Raw genomic sequence first — 17,523 nt, forward strand, 5'->3', positions numbered from 1 at the left:
ACACCGCCGCCGTTGACCCAATCTCAACACCTGCCGTGTTAATCACCGCCCCGATGCCGGTGGTCACGCCGCAGCCGATATAGCAGATCTTGTCGAACGGCGCGTCGTCGCGGACCTTGGCCAGCGCGATTTCGGGCATCACCGTGTGATTGGCAAACGTGGAGCAGCCCATGTAATGATGAATAGGTGTCCCATCCAGCATCCGGAACCGGGTGGTGCCGTCGGGCATCAGGCCCTGACCTTGGGTGTTGCGGATCGCGGTGCAGAGGTTGGTCTTGCCCGACAGGCAGGACGGGCACTGGCGGCATTCCGGCGTGTACAGCGGGATCACATGGTCGCCCGGCTTCAGCGTGGTCACGCCCTCGCCGACCTCGACCACCACGCCCGCGCCCTCATGCCCCAGAATGCACGGGAAAATCCCTTCCGGATCCGCGCCAGAGCGGGTGAACTCGTCGGTGTGGCACAGGCCCGTGGCCTTGATCTCCACCAGAACCTCGCCCGCCTTCGGGCCGTCAAGCTCAACCTCCATGATCTCCAGCGGCTGACCCGCTGCAAGGGCTACGGCTGCACGTGTCCGCATGGGAACATCTCCTTGAAATGAATTTCGTCCGAGTTGTGAAGCGGTTCGGCGTCCAACGCAACCACGGCTGCGGCATGTTCCGGGCTGGAAACGGCGCGCGGGCCGTGCCAGAAGCGCGGCGTCATCTGCAGGAGGCTCCGCATGGACATTGTCTCGCTTATCGCAAAACCCGGCGCGCTGGACGCGGCGCTGGTGGACAGCCTGCGCAACGCCTGGGGCGGCGGCGTGGTGGTCTGGCTGTCCGAAGGCGAGGCGGCGGAATTCGCCCTGCTCGCCGCGCCGTCGAATTTTGACGCGGTGCGCGCGGATATCGCGGATCAGGTCGATCTGAACCTGCTGCCCGCCGAGGGACGCCGCAAGGCCATGCTGCTGGCCGACATGGACAGCACGATGATCGAGCAGGAATGCATCGACGAACTGGCCGAGGAAGCGGGCGTGGGCCCGCATGTGAAGGCCATCACCGCCCGCGCCATGAATGGAGAGCTGGATTTCGAAGGCGCGCTGACCGAACGGGTGGCGCTGCTGAAGGGCCTGCCGGAGACGGTGATCGCCAAGGTGCTGGCGGAGCGCATCACGCCGATGCCGGGCGGGCGCACGCTGGTGGCGACGATGACCCGCGCGGGCGGCCATGCGGCGCTGGTGTCGGGCGGGTTCACCGCCTTTACCGAACAGGTGGCGGCCCGGATCGGCTTTGCCGAGCATCGCGCCAACACGCTGCTGGCCGAAGCGGGACATCTGACCGGCGAGGTGGCGCGGCCGATCCTTGGCCGCGAGGCCAAGGTGACGGCGCTGGAGGAGATCACCGCCCGGCTGGGAATCGCCGAAAGCGACGTGATCGCGGTGGGCGACGGCGCCAATGATCTGGGCATGCTGGACCGCGCCGGGATGGGCGTGGCCCTGCATGCCAAGCCTTCGGTGCAGGAACGCTGCGCGCTGCGGGTGAATCACGGCGATCTGACCGCGCTGCTGTTCCTGCAGGGCTATTCCCGGGCGGAATTTGCCGCCTGACCCGGCGCCGCCGCGCTGCAACACGCGAAGAGACGAGGGGCTCTGCCCCTCGCGCTCCCCGGGATATTTCCGCCAAGAAGAAGGGGCGGATCAGGCCTCGGGCAGCAGGCCGGGCGCGGGACGAATCTCTCCGGCGAGCAGGCCGCGGAAGTTGCGGATCTCGGGGTTGAGAAAGCGCTTCACGTCGGGATGGGCGGGGTCGGCCACGCCAAGCCGCACCAGCAGCGCCGCAATCGCGCATTCCGAGGCGCGGGTGGCGCCATCGACGATCTTCAGCGCGATGCCAAGGCCGCGCTGCGGCAGCATCGCCACGAAAAACCCCTCGGCGCCGGTCTTGATGGCAACGGGTTCGGTGACCGCGCGCATCAGTAGGGTGCAGGCGCGTCCCTCGCCGGCGACAAGATCGGGATAGCTGTACATCGCCTCCACCAGCTGCGCGCCCGCCCGGCTCAGCGCGTCCGGTCGCTGATGCGCGCTGGCAAACCACGCCATGGCGCGAGCCATGCCATGCATCGTGGTCGCAAAATTCGGCGCCGAACAGCCATCGATGCCGAAGCCGGGGCTGTGTTCGGCGGTCACCTCCTCGAAGGCGTCGCGGACGGCAAGCTGCACCGGGTGGTCAGGCTCCACATAATCGGGGCCCGCGCCCAGATGCGCCGTCAGCGTCAGGAAACCCGTATGTTTGCCCGAGCAGTTGTTGTGCACCTGACAGGGCGCGCTGCCATCGAGGATCATCTGCCGCTTCAGCGCCGCGTCGCGGGTGGGCTGCGGGCCGCAGCGCAGATCGTCGTCGCCCAGCCCCAGATCCTCCAGCCACGCGTTGACGGCGGCCACATGCAGCGGCGCCCCCTCATGCGAGGCACAGGCCAGCGCCAGCTGCGGCGGCATCAGATGCCACGCGGCGGCGGCACCGGAAGCCACCAGCGGCAGCGCCTGAATCATCTTGGCGGAACTGCGCGGCAGGATCATCGCCTGCGGGTCGCCCCAGCATTCCACGATCTGGCCGCTGGCGTCACAGATCACCGCATGACCGGAATGCAGGCTTTCGGCCAGAGGGCCACGGTGGATTTCGGCCATGGGCGCGGGAAGGATGGTCATGGTCTCACCTCACAAACGAGCGATATTCCGCCAACGGGGCTTTTTCGTTTCGTGTGTTTCAGGCTATTGTCCCGCCGTCGAGCATAAAATGGTTGCGCCGCACGACCCACCGGGACAGGCAGGGCAGGCAGGGCGGAACATGGGGCAAGGACGGCTGGAGGCTGCAGGTATGAAGTCAATTCTCGGGGGAAGTCTGGGAAGCGTCCTTCTGGCGCTGAGCATGACGGTCGCGTCGGCGCAGGAGGAAAGCACGAACCGTGTGAATGCCATCACCGACTGGTCGGTGTTCGAAGGCAACAGCCCGCGCGAATGCTGGGCGGTGACCACCTATAAGGAAAGTCTGAACACGGACGAATCGGGTCAGCCCAAGGCGGTGTCGCGCGGCGACATCCTGCTGATGGTGTTCTACCGTCCCGAAGCCGGGGTGACCGGGCAGGTGACCTTTACCGGCGGCTATCCGTTTGCGCCGGGCTCCACCGTGGAGATGGCCGTGGGCGACTCCACCTTTGCCCTCGCCACCGATGGCGACTGGGCCTGGCCCGCGACGCCGCAGGAGGATGCGCAGGTGGTGGCCGCGATGAAGCGGGGCGCGGATGCGGTGCTGACCGCCCGGTCCAGCCGCGGCACCATCACCAAGGACACTTTCTCGCTGCTGGGTTTCACCGCAGCGGTGGAAGACGCGCAGAAGCGCTGCTCTGGCTGAGGTTGGCGGGGCGCCACTGCCCTGCCCTGCGACGGAGAGAAGGAAGGGGGGACGCGGCTGCGCGTTCCCTTTGTGCTTTTGGGGCGAATCCTGTATGGGGTTGGCTTCTTTTCCGAGGATGACGTGATGACCACGACTGCACCCATCACCCAGGACGTGCTGACGATCCCCCGCAAGCTGCCCGAAAGCGGCAAGGTGAACCTGATCGGGCTCACCCGCGACGCGCTGCGCGCTGCGCTGATCGAGGCCGGCACTCCGGAAAAACAGGCGAAGATGCGGGTCAACCAGATCTGGCAGTGGCTGTATCACTGGGGCGTGCGCGATTTTGCCGCCATGACCAATCTGGCCAAGGACTATCGCGCGCTGCTGGCGGAGCGCTTCGTGATCGAGCTGCCGGAGATCGTGTCCAAGCAGGTCTCTGCGGATGGCACGCGCAAATATCTGGTGCGCATCGCGGGCGGGCACGAGGTCGAGGTGGTCTATATTCCCGAGGAGGGGCGCGGCACGCTCTGCGTCTCCTCTCAGGTGGGCTGCACGCTGACCTGCACCTTCTGCCATACCGGCACGCAGAAACTGGTGCGCAACCTGACGGCGGGTGAAATCGTCGGCCAGATCATGCTGGCGCGGGACGATCTGGGCGAATGGCCCGAACCCGGCACGGCGCGGGACGAGACCCGGCTTCTGTCCAACGTGGTGCTGATGGGCATGGGCGAGCCGCTTTACAATTTCGAGCATGTGCGCGACGCGATGAAGATCGTGATGGATGGCGAGGGCATCGCGCTCAGCCGCCGCCGCATCACGCTGTCGACCTCGGGCGTGGTGCCCGAGATCGCGCGCTGCGCCGAAGAGATCGGCTGCCTTCTGGCGGTCAGCTTTCACGCCACCACCGATGAGGTGCGCAACGTGCTGGTGCCGATCAACAAGCGCTGGAACATCGAAACGCTGCTGGCAACGCTGCGCGACTATCCGCGGCTGTCCAATTCCGAACGCATCACCTTCGAATATGTCATGCTGAAGGATGTGAATGACAGCGATGCCGATGCGCGGCGGCTGGTGAAGCTGATCGCGGGCATTCCGGCCAAGATCAACCTCATCCCCTTCAACGAATGGCCCGACGCGCCCTATCAGCGGTCGGACTGGGCGCGGATCGAAGCCTTTGCCGACATCATCTACAAGGCGGGCTACGCGTCTCCGATCCGCACGCCGCGGGGCGAGGACATCATGGCGGCCTGCGGGCAGCTGAAATCCGCCACGGAACGGGCCCGGAAATCCCGCGCCCAGATCGCCGCGGAAGCGGGGCTCGACGGGGCGGCCTGAGAGTTCCGGCTTAGGACTCGGAAAATCCGAACTCAGGCAGCACGGACGCCACGCCCTGACGCCTGTTCCTGTTCGAACGGCGGCATCATGCGACACAGGGTCTTGAGCAACATGGCCCGCCTGTGCCCGTCGTGGCGCGGGCGGGTGCGACTGGTTTGGCGGCATCGCGCGAGGGGCTACGCTTTGGCTAGGATAGCGTGGCCCGGAGCGGTCTGCGGGGGCAGCTTAGCCTGCGGGCGTTCGAGAAATTCCCCCATAAATTTCAGTTTTTTGTCTGGCGCGCCGCGCTTGTGCTGAACCCCACTGCCGCGAGGCTAAGCGAGAACGCGGCGCGGCCCGGTCAGGGGTGACCGGCTCAGAACAGGAGCGGGAGGACGCGCTGGCTGAGGCCATGATGGTTGTCACCCCGAGGGCAGACCTGCCGCCTGCGACTGGTGCCGAAGAGCTGGGCCAGCTGCATCGGCGCGAGGAAGGCGAGATCAGGCTCCAGTGTGCCAAGACCGCTCGCCACCAGTTCTGCCGCGCAGCGGGGCTCACGGAGGGTCGCCGGGCTGAGGAGGATGCCCAAGGCCGCGCAGGCTCTGGCCACGAGCGGCCTCGTTGTTTGCGACCATCGCGAAAGGGGGCAGCTGCCCAGCCTCGGGTTCTGGCTCCAGATTCTCGCCATTGTCCGCAAAACTGTCCCGGTGCGCCGGGATGCCCGGGTGCGAGATGTGCTGCAGCGCGCGCCGGGTCACCTGCCAGACTGGCAGGAGCCGATCCAATGCGTCGGGCGCGGGCGGCTGTCCTGCGCGGGCCAGATCCTCCTGCCTACGCAGGGCGGCATGCAGTGCGCTGGCCCCGAAGACAGCGGCAGAGCCCGACATGCGATGCACCAGTGCTGCGTAGCGGTCGGGGGCAAGACCCCGTGACAGCATCTCGGCCAAATCCGCGAGCGCGGCTTCGGTCTCCTGCAGGAACCGGCTGCGCAGGTCACGGAAGGCCTTTGGCCCGAGCGCCTCCTGTGCGGCCTGCAGCACGGCAATGTCGATGACCTGATCCTCCGCCTGATCGGCATCCACGGCAGAGGCCAGCGGCTCGACCTCGGCCAGTATGGCGGCAAGCGCCTTCCATGTGATCGGCTTGGTCAAGGTATGCGTCATGCCCGCAGCCTGAAATCGCGCCATGTCCTGCGGGAGGGCATGCGCGGTCAGCGCGATGATGGGGGTTGCGGCATTGGGCCCCTGCCCTGCGCGAATCCGGCGCGTCGTCTCGATGCCGTCGAGTCCGGGCATGCTGATATCCATAAGGATCAGGTCATGTTGTCGTGCTTCAGCCAGATGCAGGCCGCTGGCGCCATCCTCCGCCTCTGTCACCTTATGGCCCATCTTGCGCAACATCGCCGTCGCGACCAGCCGGTTCACGGGATTATCCTCCACCAGCAGGATCCGGCACGGTCGCAGCGGCGGCGGCGAAGCAGGCACCGGCGGGCGCAGGGCCGCGGCGGGCGCAGGCGGCGCGGGCAGACGCAGCGTGAAGGTGGTGCCCTGCCCCGGCATGCTGTCGACCAGAACCTGTCCGCCCATGCCTTCGACCAGCCGCCGCACGATGCCAAGCCCAAGTCCCGTTCCCTCTGCGGCCCGCATGTAAGAACTGTCCAGCGTGACAAAATCTTCGAAAATCCGGTGAAGCTGGTCAGGGGGTATACCGATCCCCGTGTCGCTGACCTGCAGCTCCAGATCTTCGCCGCGGCGTGCGACATCGACGCGGATCTCGCCGTTTTCGGTAAATTTGACCGCGTTTCCGACAAGATTCACCAGCGCCTGCCGCAGCCGCTGGGCGTCGCCCAGAACACTCTCTTCGGCCAGAGCGGGATCGGTGAGCTTCAGCGCCAGAGCATTGCCTCGCGCCGCGGCGGCCGCGCGCAGCGCATCCACCACCTCCGCCGCCAGAGCCCCGGGCACATACGGCTCCTGCGCGAAGGAAAACCGCCCATGTTCCAGCCGGGACAGATCCAGCACATCATTGACATGGCTCAGCAACATGTCGCCAGAGCGGCGCAGAATGCTCAGATATTCCTGCTGGTCGGGGCCCAGATCGGTGGTGGCCAGAAGTTCCAGCGCACCGATCATGCCATTGAGCGGCGTGCGCATTTCATGGCTCATGACGGCAAGAAAACTCGCCTTGGCCTTTTCGCCGGCAACGGCGCGGTCGCGCGCCACCACCAGTTCCTCCTCGGCAGCCAGTTGCGCCACGATGTCCCGCAGATAGATCACCCGCAGCACGTTGCCATGCCGTTCGGACAGGGTCACGGACAGTTCCACCGGAAACCGCGTGCCATCTGCGCGCAGCGCTTCGCCGCGCACGCGGCCCCGGCCCGCCAAGGCGGCGAGCCCCGCCTCTGCCGATTCGGCGCAGTCCGGAGGAAACAGCAGCTGCGAGGCCCGCTCACCCAGAACGCGGGCGCGAGATAGGCGGAACAGCGTCTCGGCCGCGCCGTTGAAATCGAGGATGCGACCGGCCCCGTTGGTCACCACGATCCCGTCCAGCGAGGTGGAGACCACCGCCGCCAGCCGGTGATTCGCCATCTGACGGTGGCGTGCCTCGTCCCGCGCCACATACATCAGCCGCAGCAAGGCCGCGACGCCCAGCGCCAGAGCCAGAACCAAGGCCGCGGCCAGCAGCGTGACGCGAATCAGCGTCCGCATCACCTTGTGTCGCTGCGCATCGGCCCGTTCGGAAAACACCCGCACCCCGGTCAGCGAGATCTGCCGCACCTCGGGGCGCAGCGCACTGACCTTTCGGCGAAGCTCCGGCAGCGCCGCGACCAGACCGGAGTCGAGCCCATCCATCAGCGGCACGCTCTCCGCGAGAAAACGCCTGATCGCGGCATAGGACAGCTGCGCGCGCGGATCGGCGGCCAGCGGCGCATAGACCGCACCGTCGGCCACTGTCGCAAAGCGGCTGTAGAAAATGTCGAACCGGCGGCGCAGATCCTCCAGCGGCAGGGCGCTGCGCGCCACCCCCAGCGCCATCTCCAGCCCGTTGAATTCCACCTCGACCTGCGCCAGCGACCATTGCGTGCTGTCGGAATTTGCTGTGGCCAGAGACTGGATTTCCTTGGCGGCATCGCGGCTTAGCAGCATGATACCGCTGATGCACAGCGCGATCAGGGGTGCGCTCAGCAGCACCCAGCGCCAGCGCGGCGGCGACCGGTCCCAGAGCCCCGGCACCTTCATGGCCTTGGGATTCGCCCGCGGCACCGGCGACGGCGACGGACAGCTGGCATGGGGGGCATCGCGGGCGGGCTCCTGACTCGAAGACTGCCCCCTTGTCGCCCAGAAGCCTTACCAAAGCGCAAAGACCTGATCGGCAGATTTTCTGACGCAAGGAAACCAAAAGGTAAGGACTGGGGGCCATACAGAGGGTCGGGAAGACGATGACAGGACATGACACATGCGCATTCTGGTTGCAGACGATCACGACCTGGTGCGCGAAACGCTCGCGGCCTTCCTGCGCGCCGAAGGGATCGAGGAGGTCGAAACCGCCGCCGACCTTGACGACGCGCTTCAGAAGGTGGCGGAGCAGGACGGGTTCGATCTGGTGCTGCTGGACTACAACATGCCGGGCATGGGCGGCCTGTCCGGCATGGACCGGATGCGCGCAGCGAACGGCCAGCGCCCCGTGGCGCTGCTGTCGGGCACCGCTACGCCCGATATTGCAGAGGCAGCGATCCGCAGCGGCGCCGCCGGGTTCATTCCCAAAACGCTGCCTGCCCGCACCATCGTCAGCGCCGCCCATGTCATGGCTGGCGGAGAGATTTTCGCGCCCTACCGCTTCATGACGCAGGAGCCAAAGGGCAAGGGGGCGGACCTGACCTCACGCGAACGCGAAGTGCTGCGCGGTCTGTGCGAGGGGAAATCGAACAAGGAAATCGCGCGGGATCTCGACCTGCAGGAGGTGACCATCAAGCTTCACGTCAAGACGCTGAGCCGCAAGCTGGAGGCGCGCAACCGCACCCATGCCGCCATGATCGCGAAGGAGCTGAACATCGCCTGACCTGTCGTTTCCACCAGTTTCCAGTCCCGGCGCTGCCTTTGGACAGGCACTTGCCCCGGCCATGACCGGAAACCGTCGCCTCGCCCTTGCCACCAGCCGGTTGCAAGGTCACCTTCATCCCTCAGGAAGAGGGGAAGGAGACTGGCAGCGCATGAATGTCCAGCTACGCGATTTTACCTACTTTGTGGCGGTCTCGATCATGATCGGCTGGCTTCTCCACATCGGCAAGCCGGTTCTGCTGCCGGTCCTGATCGCCATGATCGTGGTCTATGTCCTGTCGGCGGCGGCCCAGCGCATGCAGTCCATTCCGATTCTCGGGCGCCTGCCGGGATTCGCCCGCCGCGCGCTGGTGCTGTTTCTCTTCGCCATCGGCATGCTGCTGCTGTTCAGCCATATCGTCGACAGCTTCACCAAAGTGGCGCAGGCCCTGCCGAAATACGAATCCAACCTCGAAGGGCTGGTGACCCAGTCCGCCCGCATCATGGGGATCGAAAACGAACCGACATGGGAAACCATCCGCCAGTCCACCATCGACCGGCTGAACGTGCAGCAGATCGTGACGCCGGTGCTTTACTCCCTGCAGGGGCTGGGCGGGATGCTGTTTCTGGTCGTGCTCTATGCCTCTTTCTCCATGGCGGAGCGTGCCCGGATGCCCGCCAAGCTGACGCAGGCGCTTGGCGATCAGGACCGGGGGGCGCGCACGCTGGATCTGCTGCGGCGGATCAACACGCGGGTGGGCGAATACCTGTCGGTAAAGACCGTGGTCAATGTCATCCTCGCCGGGCTGTCCTATGGGGTCATGTTGCCGTTCGGGCTGGAATTTGCGCTGTTCTGGGCCATCCTGATCGGGTTCCTGAACTACATTCCCTATATCGGCTCGATGGTGGCGGTGATCTTTCCGGTGCTGCTGGGCCTTGCCCAGTTCGGCGATCTGGGCACCGCGGCGCTGCTGGCGCTGGGGCTGACCGCAGCGCAGATGTTCGTGGCCGGCGTGCTGGAGCCGCGGATGATGGGCCGTGCCTTCAACCTCAGCCCCTTTGTCGTGCTTTTCGCGCTGGCCTTCTGGAGCGCGCTCTGGGGCATTCCCGGCGCGGTTCTGGCGGTGCCGCTCACCGCCAGCCTGATCATCGTGCTTGGGGAAATCAACGCAACGCGGCCCATCGCCATCATGCTCTCCGCCTCCGGGCGCATCTGAAAACCGCCGTCTTGCACCCGGCTGCAAACTGATTTAGCGTTCAACCATTCCGTCGGGGTGCCCTGCAAGGGGCTGAGAGGCAGCCGCCAACCCGTCGAACCTGATCCGGGCAATGCCGGCGTAGGGAACGGGACCACATCTTCGGCCGTCACAGGCCCGGCATGCGCCCGTTTTCCATGGCACCCCAAGCTTGGAGGACGCGCATGGGAGGAATCCCCAGACTTCTGATCGTGGCCGGCTCCGACAGCGGCGGCGGGGCGGGCATACAGGCCGACCTGAAATCCGCCTCGGCGCACGGCGTCTATGCCACCACCGCCCTCACCGCCATCACCGCCCAGAACACCGTGGGCGTGCAGGCGGTGCAGGTGCTGCCGCCTGATCTGGTCGCGGCGCAGATCGCGTCGGTTCTGGACGACATCGGCGCGGATGCGGTCAAGATCGGCATGCTGGGCAGCGCCGAGGTGACCATGGCGGTGGCCCGCGCGCTGGCCAAGGCCACAGCGCCGGTCGTGCTGGATCCGGTGATGGTCGCCAAATCCGGTGATGCGCTGCTGGCGCCCGAGGCCGAACAGGCGCTCTGCACGCATCTGCTGCCCCGCGCCGCGCTGCTGACCCCCAACCTGCCCGAAGCGGCGCGGCTTCTGGGCACGGCCCCCGCCCGCTCCCTGCCCGAGGCCGAGGCGCAGGGCCACGCGCTGCTGGCGCTTGGCGCGGCGGCGGTGCTGATGAAGGGCGGCCATGCCAGCGGCACCACCTGCACCGATCTGCTGGTCACGCCGCAGCGCACCCACAGCTTCAGCGCGCCGCGGCAGACCACCCGCAACACCCATGGCACCGGCTGTTCCTATGCCTCCGCCATTGCCGCCGAACTGGCCAAGGGCGTGGCCCTGCCCGAGGCGGTGGCCCGCGCCCATGGCTGGCTGCAGGGTGCGATCCGCGCCGCCGACAGGCTGGAAATCGGGGCGGGCCATGGTCCGGTGCATCATTTCCACGAGGTCTGGCCATGACCGTCACCATTCTGGGCGCGGGCGTCGCCGGGCTCTGCACCGCGACCGAACTGCTGCGCCATGGCATCGCGGTGCAGCTGGTCGATCCGTCGGGCGGACCGGGGCCGCAGGGCTGTTCATGGTGGGCGGGCGGCATGCTCGCGCCCTTCTGCGAAGGGGAATCCGCCGATCCGCAGATCGTGGCGCAGGGTCAGGAGGCCGCCGACTGGTGGCAGCAGGCGGGCGCAGAGGTGACCCGCGCGGGCTCGCTGGTGGTGACGCTGCAGCGCGACCGGCAGGAGCTGGACCGCTTCGCCCGCCGCACCTCCGGCCATGTCCGGCTTGACCGGGACGGGCTGGCGGGGCTTGACCCCGTTCTGGCCGACCGTCACGCCAGCGCGCTCCACTTCCCGACAGAGGCGCATCTGGCGCCGCGACAGGCGCTGTCGGCGCTGCGCGACGGGCTCACGCGGCAGGGCGTGACGGTGCAGCCGGAGGCCCCCGCGCCGGGGCTGACCGTCGACTGCCGGGGCCTTGCCGCGCGCGACCTGCTGCCCGACCTGCGCGGCGTGCGCGGCGAAATGGCGGTGCTGCGCGCGCCCGGCGTGACCCTGCCCTGCCCGGTCCGGCTGCTGCACCCGCGCCATCCGCTGTATATCGTGCCGCGCGGCGACGGGGTGTTCATGCTGGGCGCCACGCAGATCGAAAGTGCGGCGCGCGGCCCCGCCACGCTGCGCTCGGTGGTGGAACTGCTCAGCGCGGCCTATGCGCTCGACCCCGGTTTTGGCGAGGCAGAGGTGCTGGAACTGGGCGCCGATGCCCGCCCCGCCTTTCCCGACAACCTGCCCCGCGTGCTGGAGCGTGAGGGCAGGATCCACGTCAATGGCCTGTTCCGGCACGGTTTTCTGATGGCGCCCGCTCTGGCGCGACAGGCCGCGGCCTTGGTGCTGGCCAAGCTGAAGGAGTTACCCCCATGCAGATCTTCGTAAACGGCACGCCCCGCCAGACCACCGCCACCACGCTGGCCGCGGCTCTGGCCGATCTGGGCTATGCCGAGGCCCGCGTCGCCACGGCGGTCAACGAAAGCTTCGTGCCCGCCGCCGCCCGCGCCAGCCATCCGCTGGCCGAAGGCGACCGGCTGGAAATCCTCGCCCCACGTCAGGGAGGCTGAGATGCCCGTCTTTTACGGAACCGAAGTCGCCTCGCGCCTGATGCTGGGCACGGCGCAATACCCCTCGCCCTCGGTGCTGACCGAGGCGTTCCGCCGCTCCGGCGCGGGCATCGCCACCGTCTCGCTGCGGCGCGAGGCGGCGGGCGGTGCCGAGGGCGCGGCCTTCTGGGACATGATCCGCGATCTGGGCCTGCCGGTGCTGCCCAACACCGCCGGCTGCCACAGCGTGCGCGAGGCGGTGACCACCGCCCATATGGCGCGCGAATATTTCGGCACCGACTGGATCAAGCTGGAGGTGATCGGCCATGCCGACACGCTGCAGCCAGATCCCTTCGGCCTGCTGGAGGCGGCGCGCATCCTCTGCGCCGATGGGTTCAAGGTCTTTCCCTATACCACCGAAGACGGCGTGCTGGGGGGCCGCCTGCTGGATGTGGGCTGCGAGGTGTTGATGCCTTGGGGCGCGCCGATCGGCACCGGGCTTGGGCTTAACAACCTTTACGGGCTGCGCACCCTGCGCGCGCAATTCCCCGAGGTGCCCATGGTGATCGATGCCGGGCTTGGCCTGCCCAGTCAGGCCGCCCGCGCCATGGAACTGGGCTTTGACGCCGTGCTGCTGAACACCGCCGTGGCCCGCGCGGGCGATCCCGCCGCCATGGCGACAGGCTTTGCCCGCGCGCTGGAGGCAGGGCGGCTGGCCTATGAGGCCGACCCGATGGAGCCGCGCGACATGGCCGCGCCCTCCACCCCGCTGCTGGGACTGGCGGTGCTGGCATGAGGCTCGACCGCTTTTACCCGATCTTCGACCATCCCGACTGGCTGCGCCTTGCCCTGCCGCTGGGGGTGAAGCTGGTGCAGATGCGGATCAAGGACCGCCCCGAGGCCGAACTGCGCCCGCTTCTGGCCACCTCGCGCGATCTGTGCCGGGCGGCGGGGGCGGTGCTGGTGGTCAACGATCACTGGCGGCTGGCGCTGGAACTGGGCTGCGACTGGGTGCATCTGGGGCAGGAGGATCTGGACGAGGCCGATCTGCCGGTGCTGCGCCGGGGCGGTCTGCGGCTGGGGATCTCCACCCATGACGAGGCGGAACTGGACCGCGCCCTGTCCTGCGCGCCCGATTACGTGGCGCTGGGGCCGGTCTGGCCGACGATCCTCAAGAAGATGAAATGGCACGAACAGGGGCTGGACCAAGTCCGGCTGTGGAAAGACCGCATCGGCGCGCTGCCGCTGGTGGCCATCGGCGGGCTGACCCCCGAGCGGGCGCCGCAGGCCTTTGGCGCGGGGGCCGACATCGTGTCGGTGGTCACCGACATCACCCTGAACCCCACGCCAGAGACGCGGCTCGCCACATGGATCGAGGCCACGAGATGAGCCGCTATGACAGACAGATCGCCGTGCCCGGCTTTGGCGCGGTGGCGCAGGACTGGCTGCGCGCCACCCGGCTGCTGGTGGTCGGCGCGGGCGGGCTTGCCGCGCCGGTGCTGCCCTATCTGGTGGGGGCCGGGGTGGGGCATATCCGCCTTGTCGATCCCGACCGCGTGGACCGGGGCAACCTGCACCGCCAGACGCTGTTCCGCGAAAGCGACATCGGTGCGCGCAAGGCCTGTGCCGCCGCCCGCAGCCTGCGCGCGCTGAACCCCGAGGTAGAGGTGGAGGCCATCGCGCAGGCGCTGGATCCCGCCAATGCCGACGCGCTGGCCGAAGGCTGCGACCTGATCCTCGACTGCGCCGACAGCTTCGCGGTCAGCTACATCCTGTCGGATCTCTGCCGCGACAGCGACCGCCCGCTGGTCAGCGCCTCGGTGCTGGGGCTCGAAGGTTATGTGGGCGCGTTCTGCGGCGGGGCGCCGAGCCTGCGCGCGGTGTTCCCCGACCTGCCCGCCCGCATGGGATCCTGTGCCGAAGACGGCGTGCTGGGTCCGGTGGTGGGCCTGCTGGGCAGCCTGCAGGCGCAGATGGCGCTGGCCTTGGCGGCGCGGCTCGATCCTTCGCCGCTGGGGCGGCTGGTCAGCGTCGATGCCGCCACCTTGCGCTTTGGCGGCTTTGGCTTCCATGGCGCCCCCGAACCGGCACAGAGCCCGCGCTTCATCGCCGCCTCCGACCTGCGCAGCAGCGACTGGATCGTCGACCTGCGCGCCGCCACCGAGGCGCCGCTGGTCCATCCCGACGCGCAGCGGCTGAGCGTGGAGGGGATCGCCACCGCACCACCCCCCGCCACCGGTCGCCGCGCCGTGCTCTGCTGCCGCTCCGGCCTGCGCTCCTGGCAGGCCGCACAACAGCTCGCCCCGGTCTGGGCCAAGGACTTGGCCAAAGACTGGGACGGCGAAATTGTCCTTCTCGCCATGGGCGACCCAAATGGAGACCCTTCATGATCCGCTTTCTGCTTCCCCTTCTGCTGCTGGCCGGTCCCGCCGCCGCGCAGGACCGTCTGACGCTGGTGCTGGACTGGTTCGTGAACCCCGATCACGGGCCGATCATCGTGGCGCAGGAACTGGGCTATTTCTCTGATGTCGGGCTGGAGGTCGAGGTAATCGCCCCCGCCGACCCCTCCGATCCGCCCAAGATGGCCGCCGCAGGCCGCGCCGATCTGGCGGTGTCCTATCAGCCGCAGCTGCATCTGCAGGTGGCCGAGGGGATGCCGCTGACCCGCGTCGGCACGCTGGTCGCCACGCCGCTCAACTGCCTGCTGGTGCTGGCGGATGGCCCGGTGCAGCAGATCGCCGATCTGCGCGGGCGCAAGGTGGGCTTTTCCGTCGCGGGCGTCGAAGAGGCGATGCTGGCCGCGATGCTGGCGCCCGCCGGGCTTGGCACCGGCGATCTGGAAATGGTGAACGTCAACTGGTCGCTGTCGCCCGCGGTGATGTCCGGGCAGGTCGATGCGGTGATCGGCGCCTTCCGCAATTTCGAACTGACCCAGATGGCGCTGGAAGGCATCGAAGGCCGCTGTTTCTACCCCGAAGAACACGGGCTGCCGCCCTATGACGAGCTGATCTATGTCGCCAATCCCGACACGCTGGACCCTGACCGGATCAGCCGCTTTCTGGCCGCCACCGAACGCGCGGTGCAGTATATGGTCAACCACCCCGAAGACAGCTGGCGGATCTTTGCGGACTCGGCCCCCGAACTTGATGACGCGCTGAACGCGCAGGCCTGGACCGACACGCTGCCACGCTTTGCCCTGCGCCCCGCCGCGCTGGACCATGCCCGTTATGCCCGGTTCGAAAGCTTCCTGCACGAGGCCGGGCTGATCGAGACGCCGCGCGACGTGGCCGGTCTGGCGCGGGATCTGGGGGCGCCGCAATGAGCTATGGCCGCACCTTTCCGCTTTGGCGCGATGCCTGCGCCCCGGTCTGGCAGGACTATACCCGGCACGATTTCGTGGCGGGGCTGGGCACCGGATCGCTGCCGCGCGAAAATTTCCTGCGCTATCTGGTGCAGGATTACCTGTTCCTGATCCAGTTTTCGCGGGCATGGGCGCTGGCGGTGACCAAGGCCGATACCGTGGCCGACATGCGCGCCTGTGCGGCCACCGTGCAGGCGCTGCTGTCCGAGGAACTGCCGCTGCACATCCGCATCTGCGCCGAGGCGGGCCTGCCCGAGCCCCGGCTGCAGCAGGCCGAAGAGGCGCCCGCGACGCTGGCCTATACCCGCTTCGTGCTGGCCGCCGGCCATGCCGGCGATGTGCTGGATCTGCTGGCGGCGCTCGCGCCCTGCGTGCTGGGCTATGGCGAGATCGGGCAGCGCCTGTCGCGTGAGGCCGAGCGCGACAGCCCCTACCGCGACTGGATCGACACCTATGCCAGCCCCGGCTACCAGCAGCTTTGCACGGATATGGGCGCGCTGCTGGATGGCGTGGCGGCGCGGCGTCTGGGGCCAGCCCCCGAGGTCAGCCCGCGCTGGGGCGATCTGTGCCAGACCTTCCGCACCGCCACCCGGCTGGAGGTGGGGTTCTGGGACATGGGCCTCGCGTGACCGCCCCGGCGCTGCGGCTGACCGGCACCGCCCGCGTCGGGGGCCGGGTGCTGTTCGGGCCGCTGGATCTGGCCGTGCCGGGTGGCGAATGGTGCTGCCTGCTGGGGCCGTCGGGCGCGGGCAAATCCAGCCTGCTGCACCTGCTGGCGGGCACGTCCGGCGCCGTGACGCTGGACGGATCGGCCCGCGCCGGGGATGGCGCGCCGCTGGCGGGGCGGGTGGCGCTGATGGCCCAGACCGACCTGCTGCTGCCTTGGCTCGATCTTTGCGACAATATCCGCATCGGCGCCCGGCTGCGCGGCACGCGCCCTTCGCGCGCGCAGGCCGAGGCGCTGCTGGACAGGCTGGGCCTTGCAGGCATGGGCGCACGCAAGCCCGGCGCGCTGTCGGGCGGACAGCGGCAGCGCGTGGCGCTGGCCCGCACCCTGCTGGAGGATCGCCCCGTGGTCCTGCTGGACGAGCCGTTTTCCGCGCTGGATGTCGCCACGCGGCTGGCGGTGCAGGACATGGCCGCCCATGCGCTGCGCGGACGCACGGTGCTGCATGTGACCCATGACCCCGCCGAGGCGGCGCGGCTTGGCGACAGCATCCTGCTGCTGGCGGGAGGACAGATCCGCGCCGTGGCCCCTCCCCCCGACGCGCCGCCCCGCGCCCCCGATGCCACCGCCACGCTTTCCGCCACCGGACACCTGACCCGCCTGCTGCTGGAGGCGGCATGACCGCGCTGCGCCTGTTCCTGCCGGTGATGCTGGCGCTGGCGCTGTGGCAGGGCGCGGTCACGCTGCTGGCCATGCCGCCCTTCATCCTGCCCGATCCGCTGCGGGTGGCGGGCACGCTCTGGACCAGCCGGGCATTGCTCGCCGATCATGCCATGGTGACGCTGACCGAGGTGCTGGCCGGGCTGGCTCTGGGCGCGGGGCTGGGCTGGATCTCGGCGGTGGGGCTGGCGCTGTCGCCGGGGGCGGCACGGCTCCTGCGCCCGCTTCTGGTGTTCAGTCAGGCGGTGCCGGTCTTCGCGCTGGCGCCGATCCTGACGCTGTGGTTCGGCTATGGCATCGGATCGAAAATCGCCATGACCCTGCTCATCATCTATTTCCCGGTGACCTCGGCGTTTTTTGACGCGCTGATGCGCCCGCCTGCGGGGTGGGAGGCGATGGCGCGGGTGATGGGCGGCAGCCCCGCCCGCATCCTGTGGCACATCCGCATCCCCGCCGCCCTGCCCGGCTTTCTGTCCGGGCTGCGGCTGGCGGCGGTCTATGCCCCCATCGGTGCGGTGCTGGGCGAATGGGTGGGCGCGTCGCGGGGCTTGGGCTATCTGATGCTGCTGGCCAACGGGCGGGCCAAGACCGACCTGATGTTCGCGGCGCTGCTGGTGCTGGCGGTGCTGACGCTGGCGCTGCACCGGGCCGTGGACCGGGGGTGCCTCGCGCTCGAAGCGCGGAGACTAAGGTGAGCTGG

19 protein-coding genes and 1 riboswitch are annotated in these 17,523 nt (G+C 68.4%); of the genes, 16 read left to right on the forward strand and 3 right to left on the reverse strand.

Annotated elements, in window-relative coordinates; genetic code table 11:
* On the reverse strand, positions 1-580 hold a 580-nt coding region (locus BLR51_RS00005), incomplete at its 3' end, for an alcohol dehydrogenase catalytic domain-containing protein (RefSeq protein WP_165616703.1).
* A 141-nt stretch (positions 581-721) separates the two neighbouring features.
* On the opposite strand from BLR51_RS00005, the gene serB reads away from it, so the two are divergent.
* Positions 722-1,588 (forward strand): phosphoserine phosphatase SerB, encoded by an 867-nt coding sequence (gene serB / locus BLR51_RS00010; RefSeq protein WP_089841743.1) that lies wholly within the window; start codon positions 722-724, stop codon positions 1,586-1,588.
* A 90-nt stretch (positions 1,589-1,678) separates the two neighbouring features.
* Here the strand turns inward: serB and BLR51_RS00015 are convergent, their stop codons facing one another.
* The gene (locus tag BLR51_RS00015; protein WP_242656608.1) at positions 1,679-2,686 is read right to left on the reverse strand and encodes an asparaginase; all 1,008 of its coding nucleotides are present in this window, start codon (positions 2,684-2,686) and stop codon (positions 1,679-1,681) included.
* A 169-nt stretch (positions 2,687-2,855) separates the two neighbouring features.
* On the opposite strand from BLR51_RS00015, the gene BLR51_RS00020 reads away from it, so the two are divergent.
* Together BLR51_RS00020 and rlmN are read left to right on the forward strand one after the other, a co-directional pair.
* Entirely contained in the window at positions 2,856-3,389 is a 534-nt protein-coding gene (locus BLR51_RS00020; RefSeq protein WP_089841747.1) for an invasion associated locus B family protein, read from the forward strand.
* Between the two features lie 126 nt (positions 3,390-3,515).
* Complete coding sequence (gene rlmN, locus BLR51_RS00025) at positions 3,516-4,706, forward strand: dual-specificity RNA methyltransferase RlmN (protein WP_089842936.1); 1,191 nt, start codon at positions 3,516-3,518, stop codon at positions 4,704-4,706.
* 533 nt (positions 4,707-5,239) lie between these two features.
* On the opposite strand, the gene BLR51_RS00035 is transcribed toward rlmN, so the two are convergent.
* Entirely contained in the window at positions 5,240-7,831 is a 2,592-nt protein-coding gene (locus BLR51_RS00035) for a hybrid sensor histidine kinase/response regulator (RefSeq protein ID WP_165616704.1), read from the reverse strand.
* 10 nt (positions 7,832-7,841) lie between these two features.
* On the opposite strand from BLR51_RS00035, the gene BLR51_RS27630 reads away from it, so the two are divergent.
* From BLR51_RS27630 to BLR51_RS00095, 13 genes are all read left to right on the forward strand, one after another.
* Positions 7,842-8,000 carry a hypothetical protein gene (locus BLR51_RS27630; RefSeq protein WP_165616705.1) on the forward strand — a complete coding sequence of 53 codons (159 nt, stop codon included), beginning with the start codon at positions 7,842-7,844 and terminating at the stop codon, positions 7,998-8,000.
* A 141-nt stretch (positions 8,001-8,141) separates the two neighbouring features.
* The gene (locus BLR51_RS00040; protein WP_089841756.1) at positions 8,142-8,744 is read left to right on the forward strand and encodes a response regulator transcription factor; all 603 of its coding nucleotides are present in this window, start codon (positions 8,142-8,144) and stop codon (positions 8,742-8,744) included.
* A gap of 151 nt (positions 8,745-8,895) precedes the next feature.
* Positions 8,896-9,939: an AI-2E family transporter gene (locus BLR51_RS00045; protein WP_089841759.1), complete on the forward strand. Its 1,044-nt coding sequence runs from the start codon at positions 8,896-8,898 to the stop codon at positions 9,937-9,939.
* A 43-nt stretch (positions 9,940-9,982) separates the two neighbouring features.
* A riboswitch (TPP riboswitch) is annotated at positions 9,983-10,083 on the forward strand.
* A gap of 59 nt (positions 10,084-10,142) precedes the next feature.
* A complete protein-coding gene (gene thiD / locus BLR51_RS00050) occupies positions 10,143-10,946 on the forward strand; it encodes a bifunctional hydroxymethylpyrimidine kinase/phosphomethylpyrimidine kinase (RefSeq protein WP_089841763.1) in 804 nt (267 codons plus the stop codon).
* The gene (locus BLR51_RS00055; RefSeq protein ID WP_089841766.1) at positions 10,943-11,914 is read left to right on the forward strand and encodes an FAD-dependent oxidoreductase; all 972 of its coding nucleotides are present in this window, start codon (positions 10,943-10,945) and stop codon (positions 11,912-11,914) included. Before thiD ends, BLR51_RS00055 begins: the two co-directional genes overlap by 4 nt.
* Positions 11,899-12,096, forward strand: a complete 198-nt coding sequence (thiS, locus tag BLR51_RS00060) for a sulfur carrier protein ThiS (protein WP_089841769.1) — start codon at positions 11,899-11,901, stop codon at positions 12,094-12,096. Before BLR51_RS00055 ends, thiS begins: the two co-directional genes overlap by 16 nt.
* 1 nt (position 12,097) lies before the next feature.
* On the forward strand, positions 12,098-12,871 hold the full coding sequence (locus BLR51_RS00065; RefSeq protein WP_089841772.1) for a thiazole synthase: 774 nt from the start codon (positions 12,098-12,100) through the stop codon (positions 12,869-12,871).
* Positions 12,868-13,464, forward strand: coding sequence for a thiamine phosphate synthase (locus BLR51_RS00070; RefSeq protein WP_089841775.1), 597 nt, complete (start codon positions 12,868-12,870; stop codon positions 13,462-13,464). The genes BLR51_RS00065 and BLR51_RS00070 overlap by 4 nt, the downstream gene beginning before the upstream one ends.
* On the forward strand, positions 13,461-14,465 hold the full coding sequence (locus tag BLR51_RS00075) for a HesA/MoeB/ThiF family protein (protein ID WP_207543530.1): 1,005 nt from the start codon (positions 13,461-13,463) through the stop codon (positions 14,463-14,465). The genes BLR51_RS00070 and BLR51_RS00075 overlap by 4 nt, the downstream gene beginning before the upstream one ends.
* A complete protein-coding gene (locus BLR51_RS00080) occupies positions 14,462-15,397 on the forward strand; it encodes an ABC transporter substrate-binding protein (protein WP_207543531.1) in 936 nt (311 codons plus the stop codon). Before BLR51_RS00075 ends, BLR51_RS00080 begins: the two co-directional genes overlap by 4 nt.
* Entirely contained in the window at positions 15,394-16,065 is a 672-nt protein-coding gene (gene tenA / locus BLR51_RS00085; RefSeq protein ID WP_089841781.1) for a thiaminase II, read from the forward strand. The genes BLR51_RS00080 and tenA overlap by 4 nt, the downstream gene beginning before the upstream one ends.
* On the forward strand, positions 16,062-16,784 hold the full coding sequence (locus BLR51_RS00090; protein WP_089841786.1) for an ABC transporter ATP-binding protein: 723 nt from the start codon (positions 16,062-16,064) through the stop codon (positions 16,782-16,784). The genes tenA and BLR51_RS00090 overlap by 4 nt, the downstream gene beginning before the upstream one ends.
* On the forward strand, positions 16,781-17,518 hold the full coding sequence (locus tag BLR51_RS00095; RefSeq protein WP_089841789.1) for an ABC transporter permease: 738 nt from the start codon (positions 16,781-16,783) through the stop codon (positions 17,516-17,518). Before BLR51_RS00090 ends, BLR51_RS00095 begins: the two co-directional genes overlap by 4 nt.
* The last annotated feature ends 5 nt before the right edge of the window (positions 17,519-17,523 follow it).

The sequence above is a fragment of the Salipiger marinus genome (assembly GCF_900100085.1).
GTDB classification, from domain to species: domain Bacteria; phylum Pseudomonadota; class Alphaproteobacteria; order Rhodobacterales; family Rhodobacteraceae; genus Salipiger; species Salipiger marinus.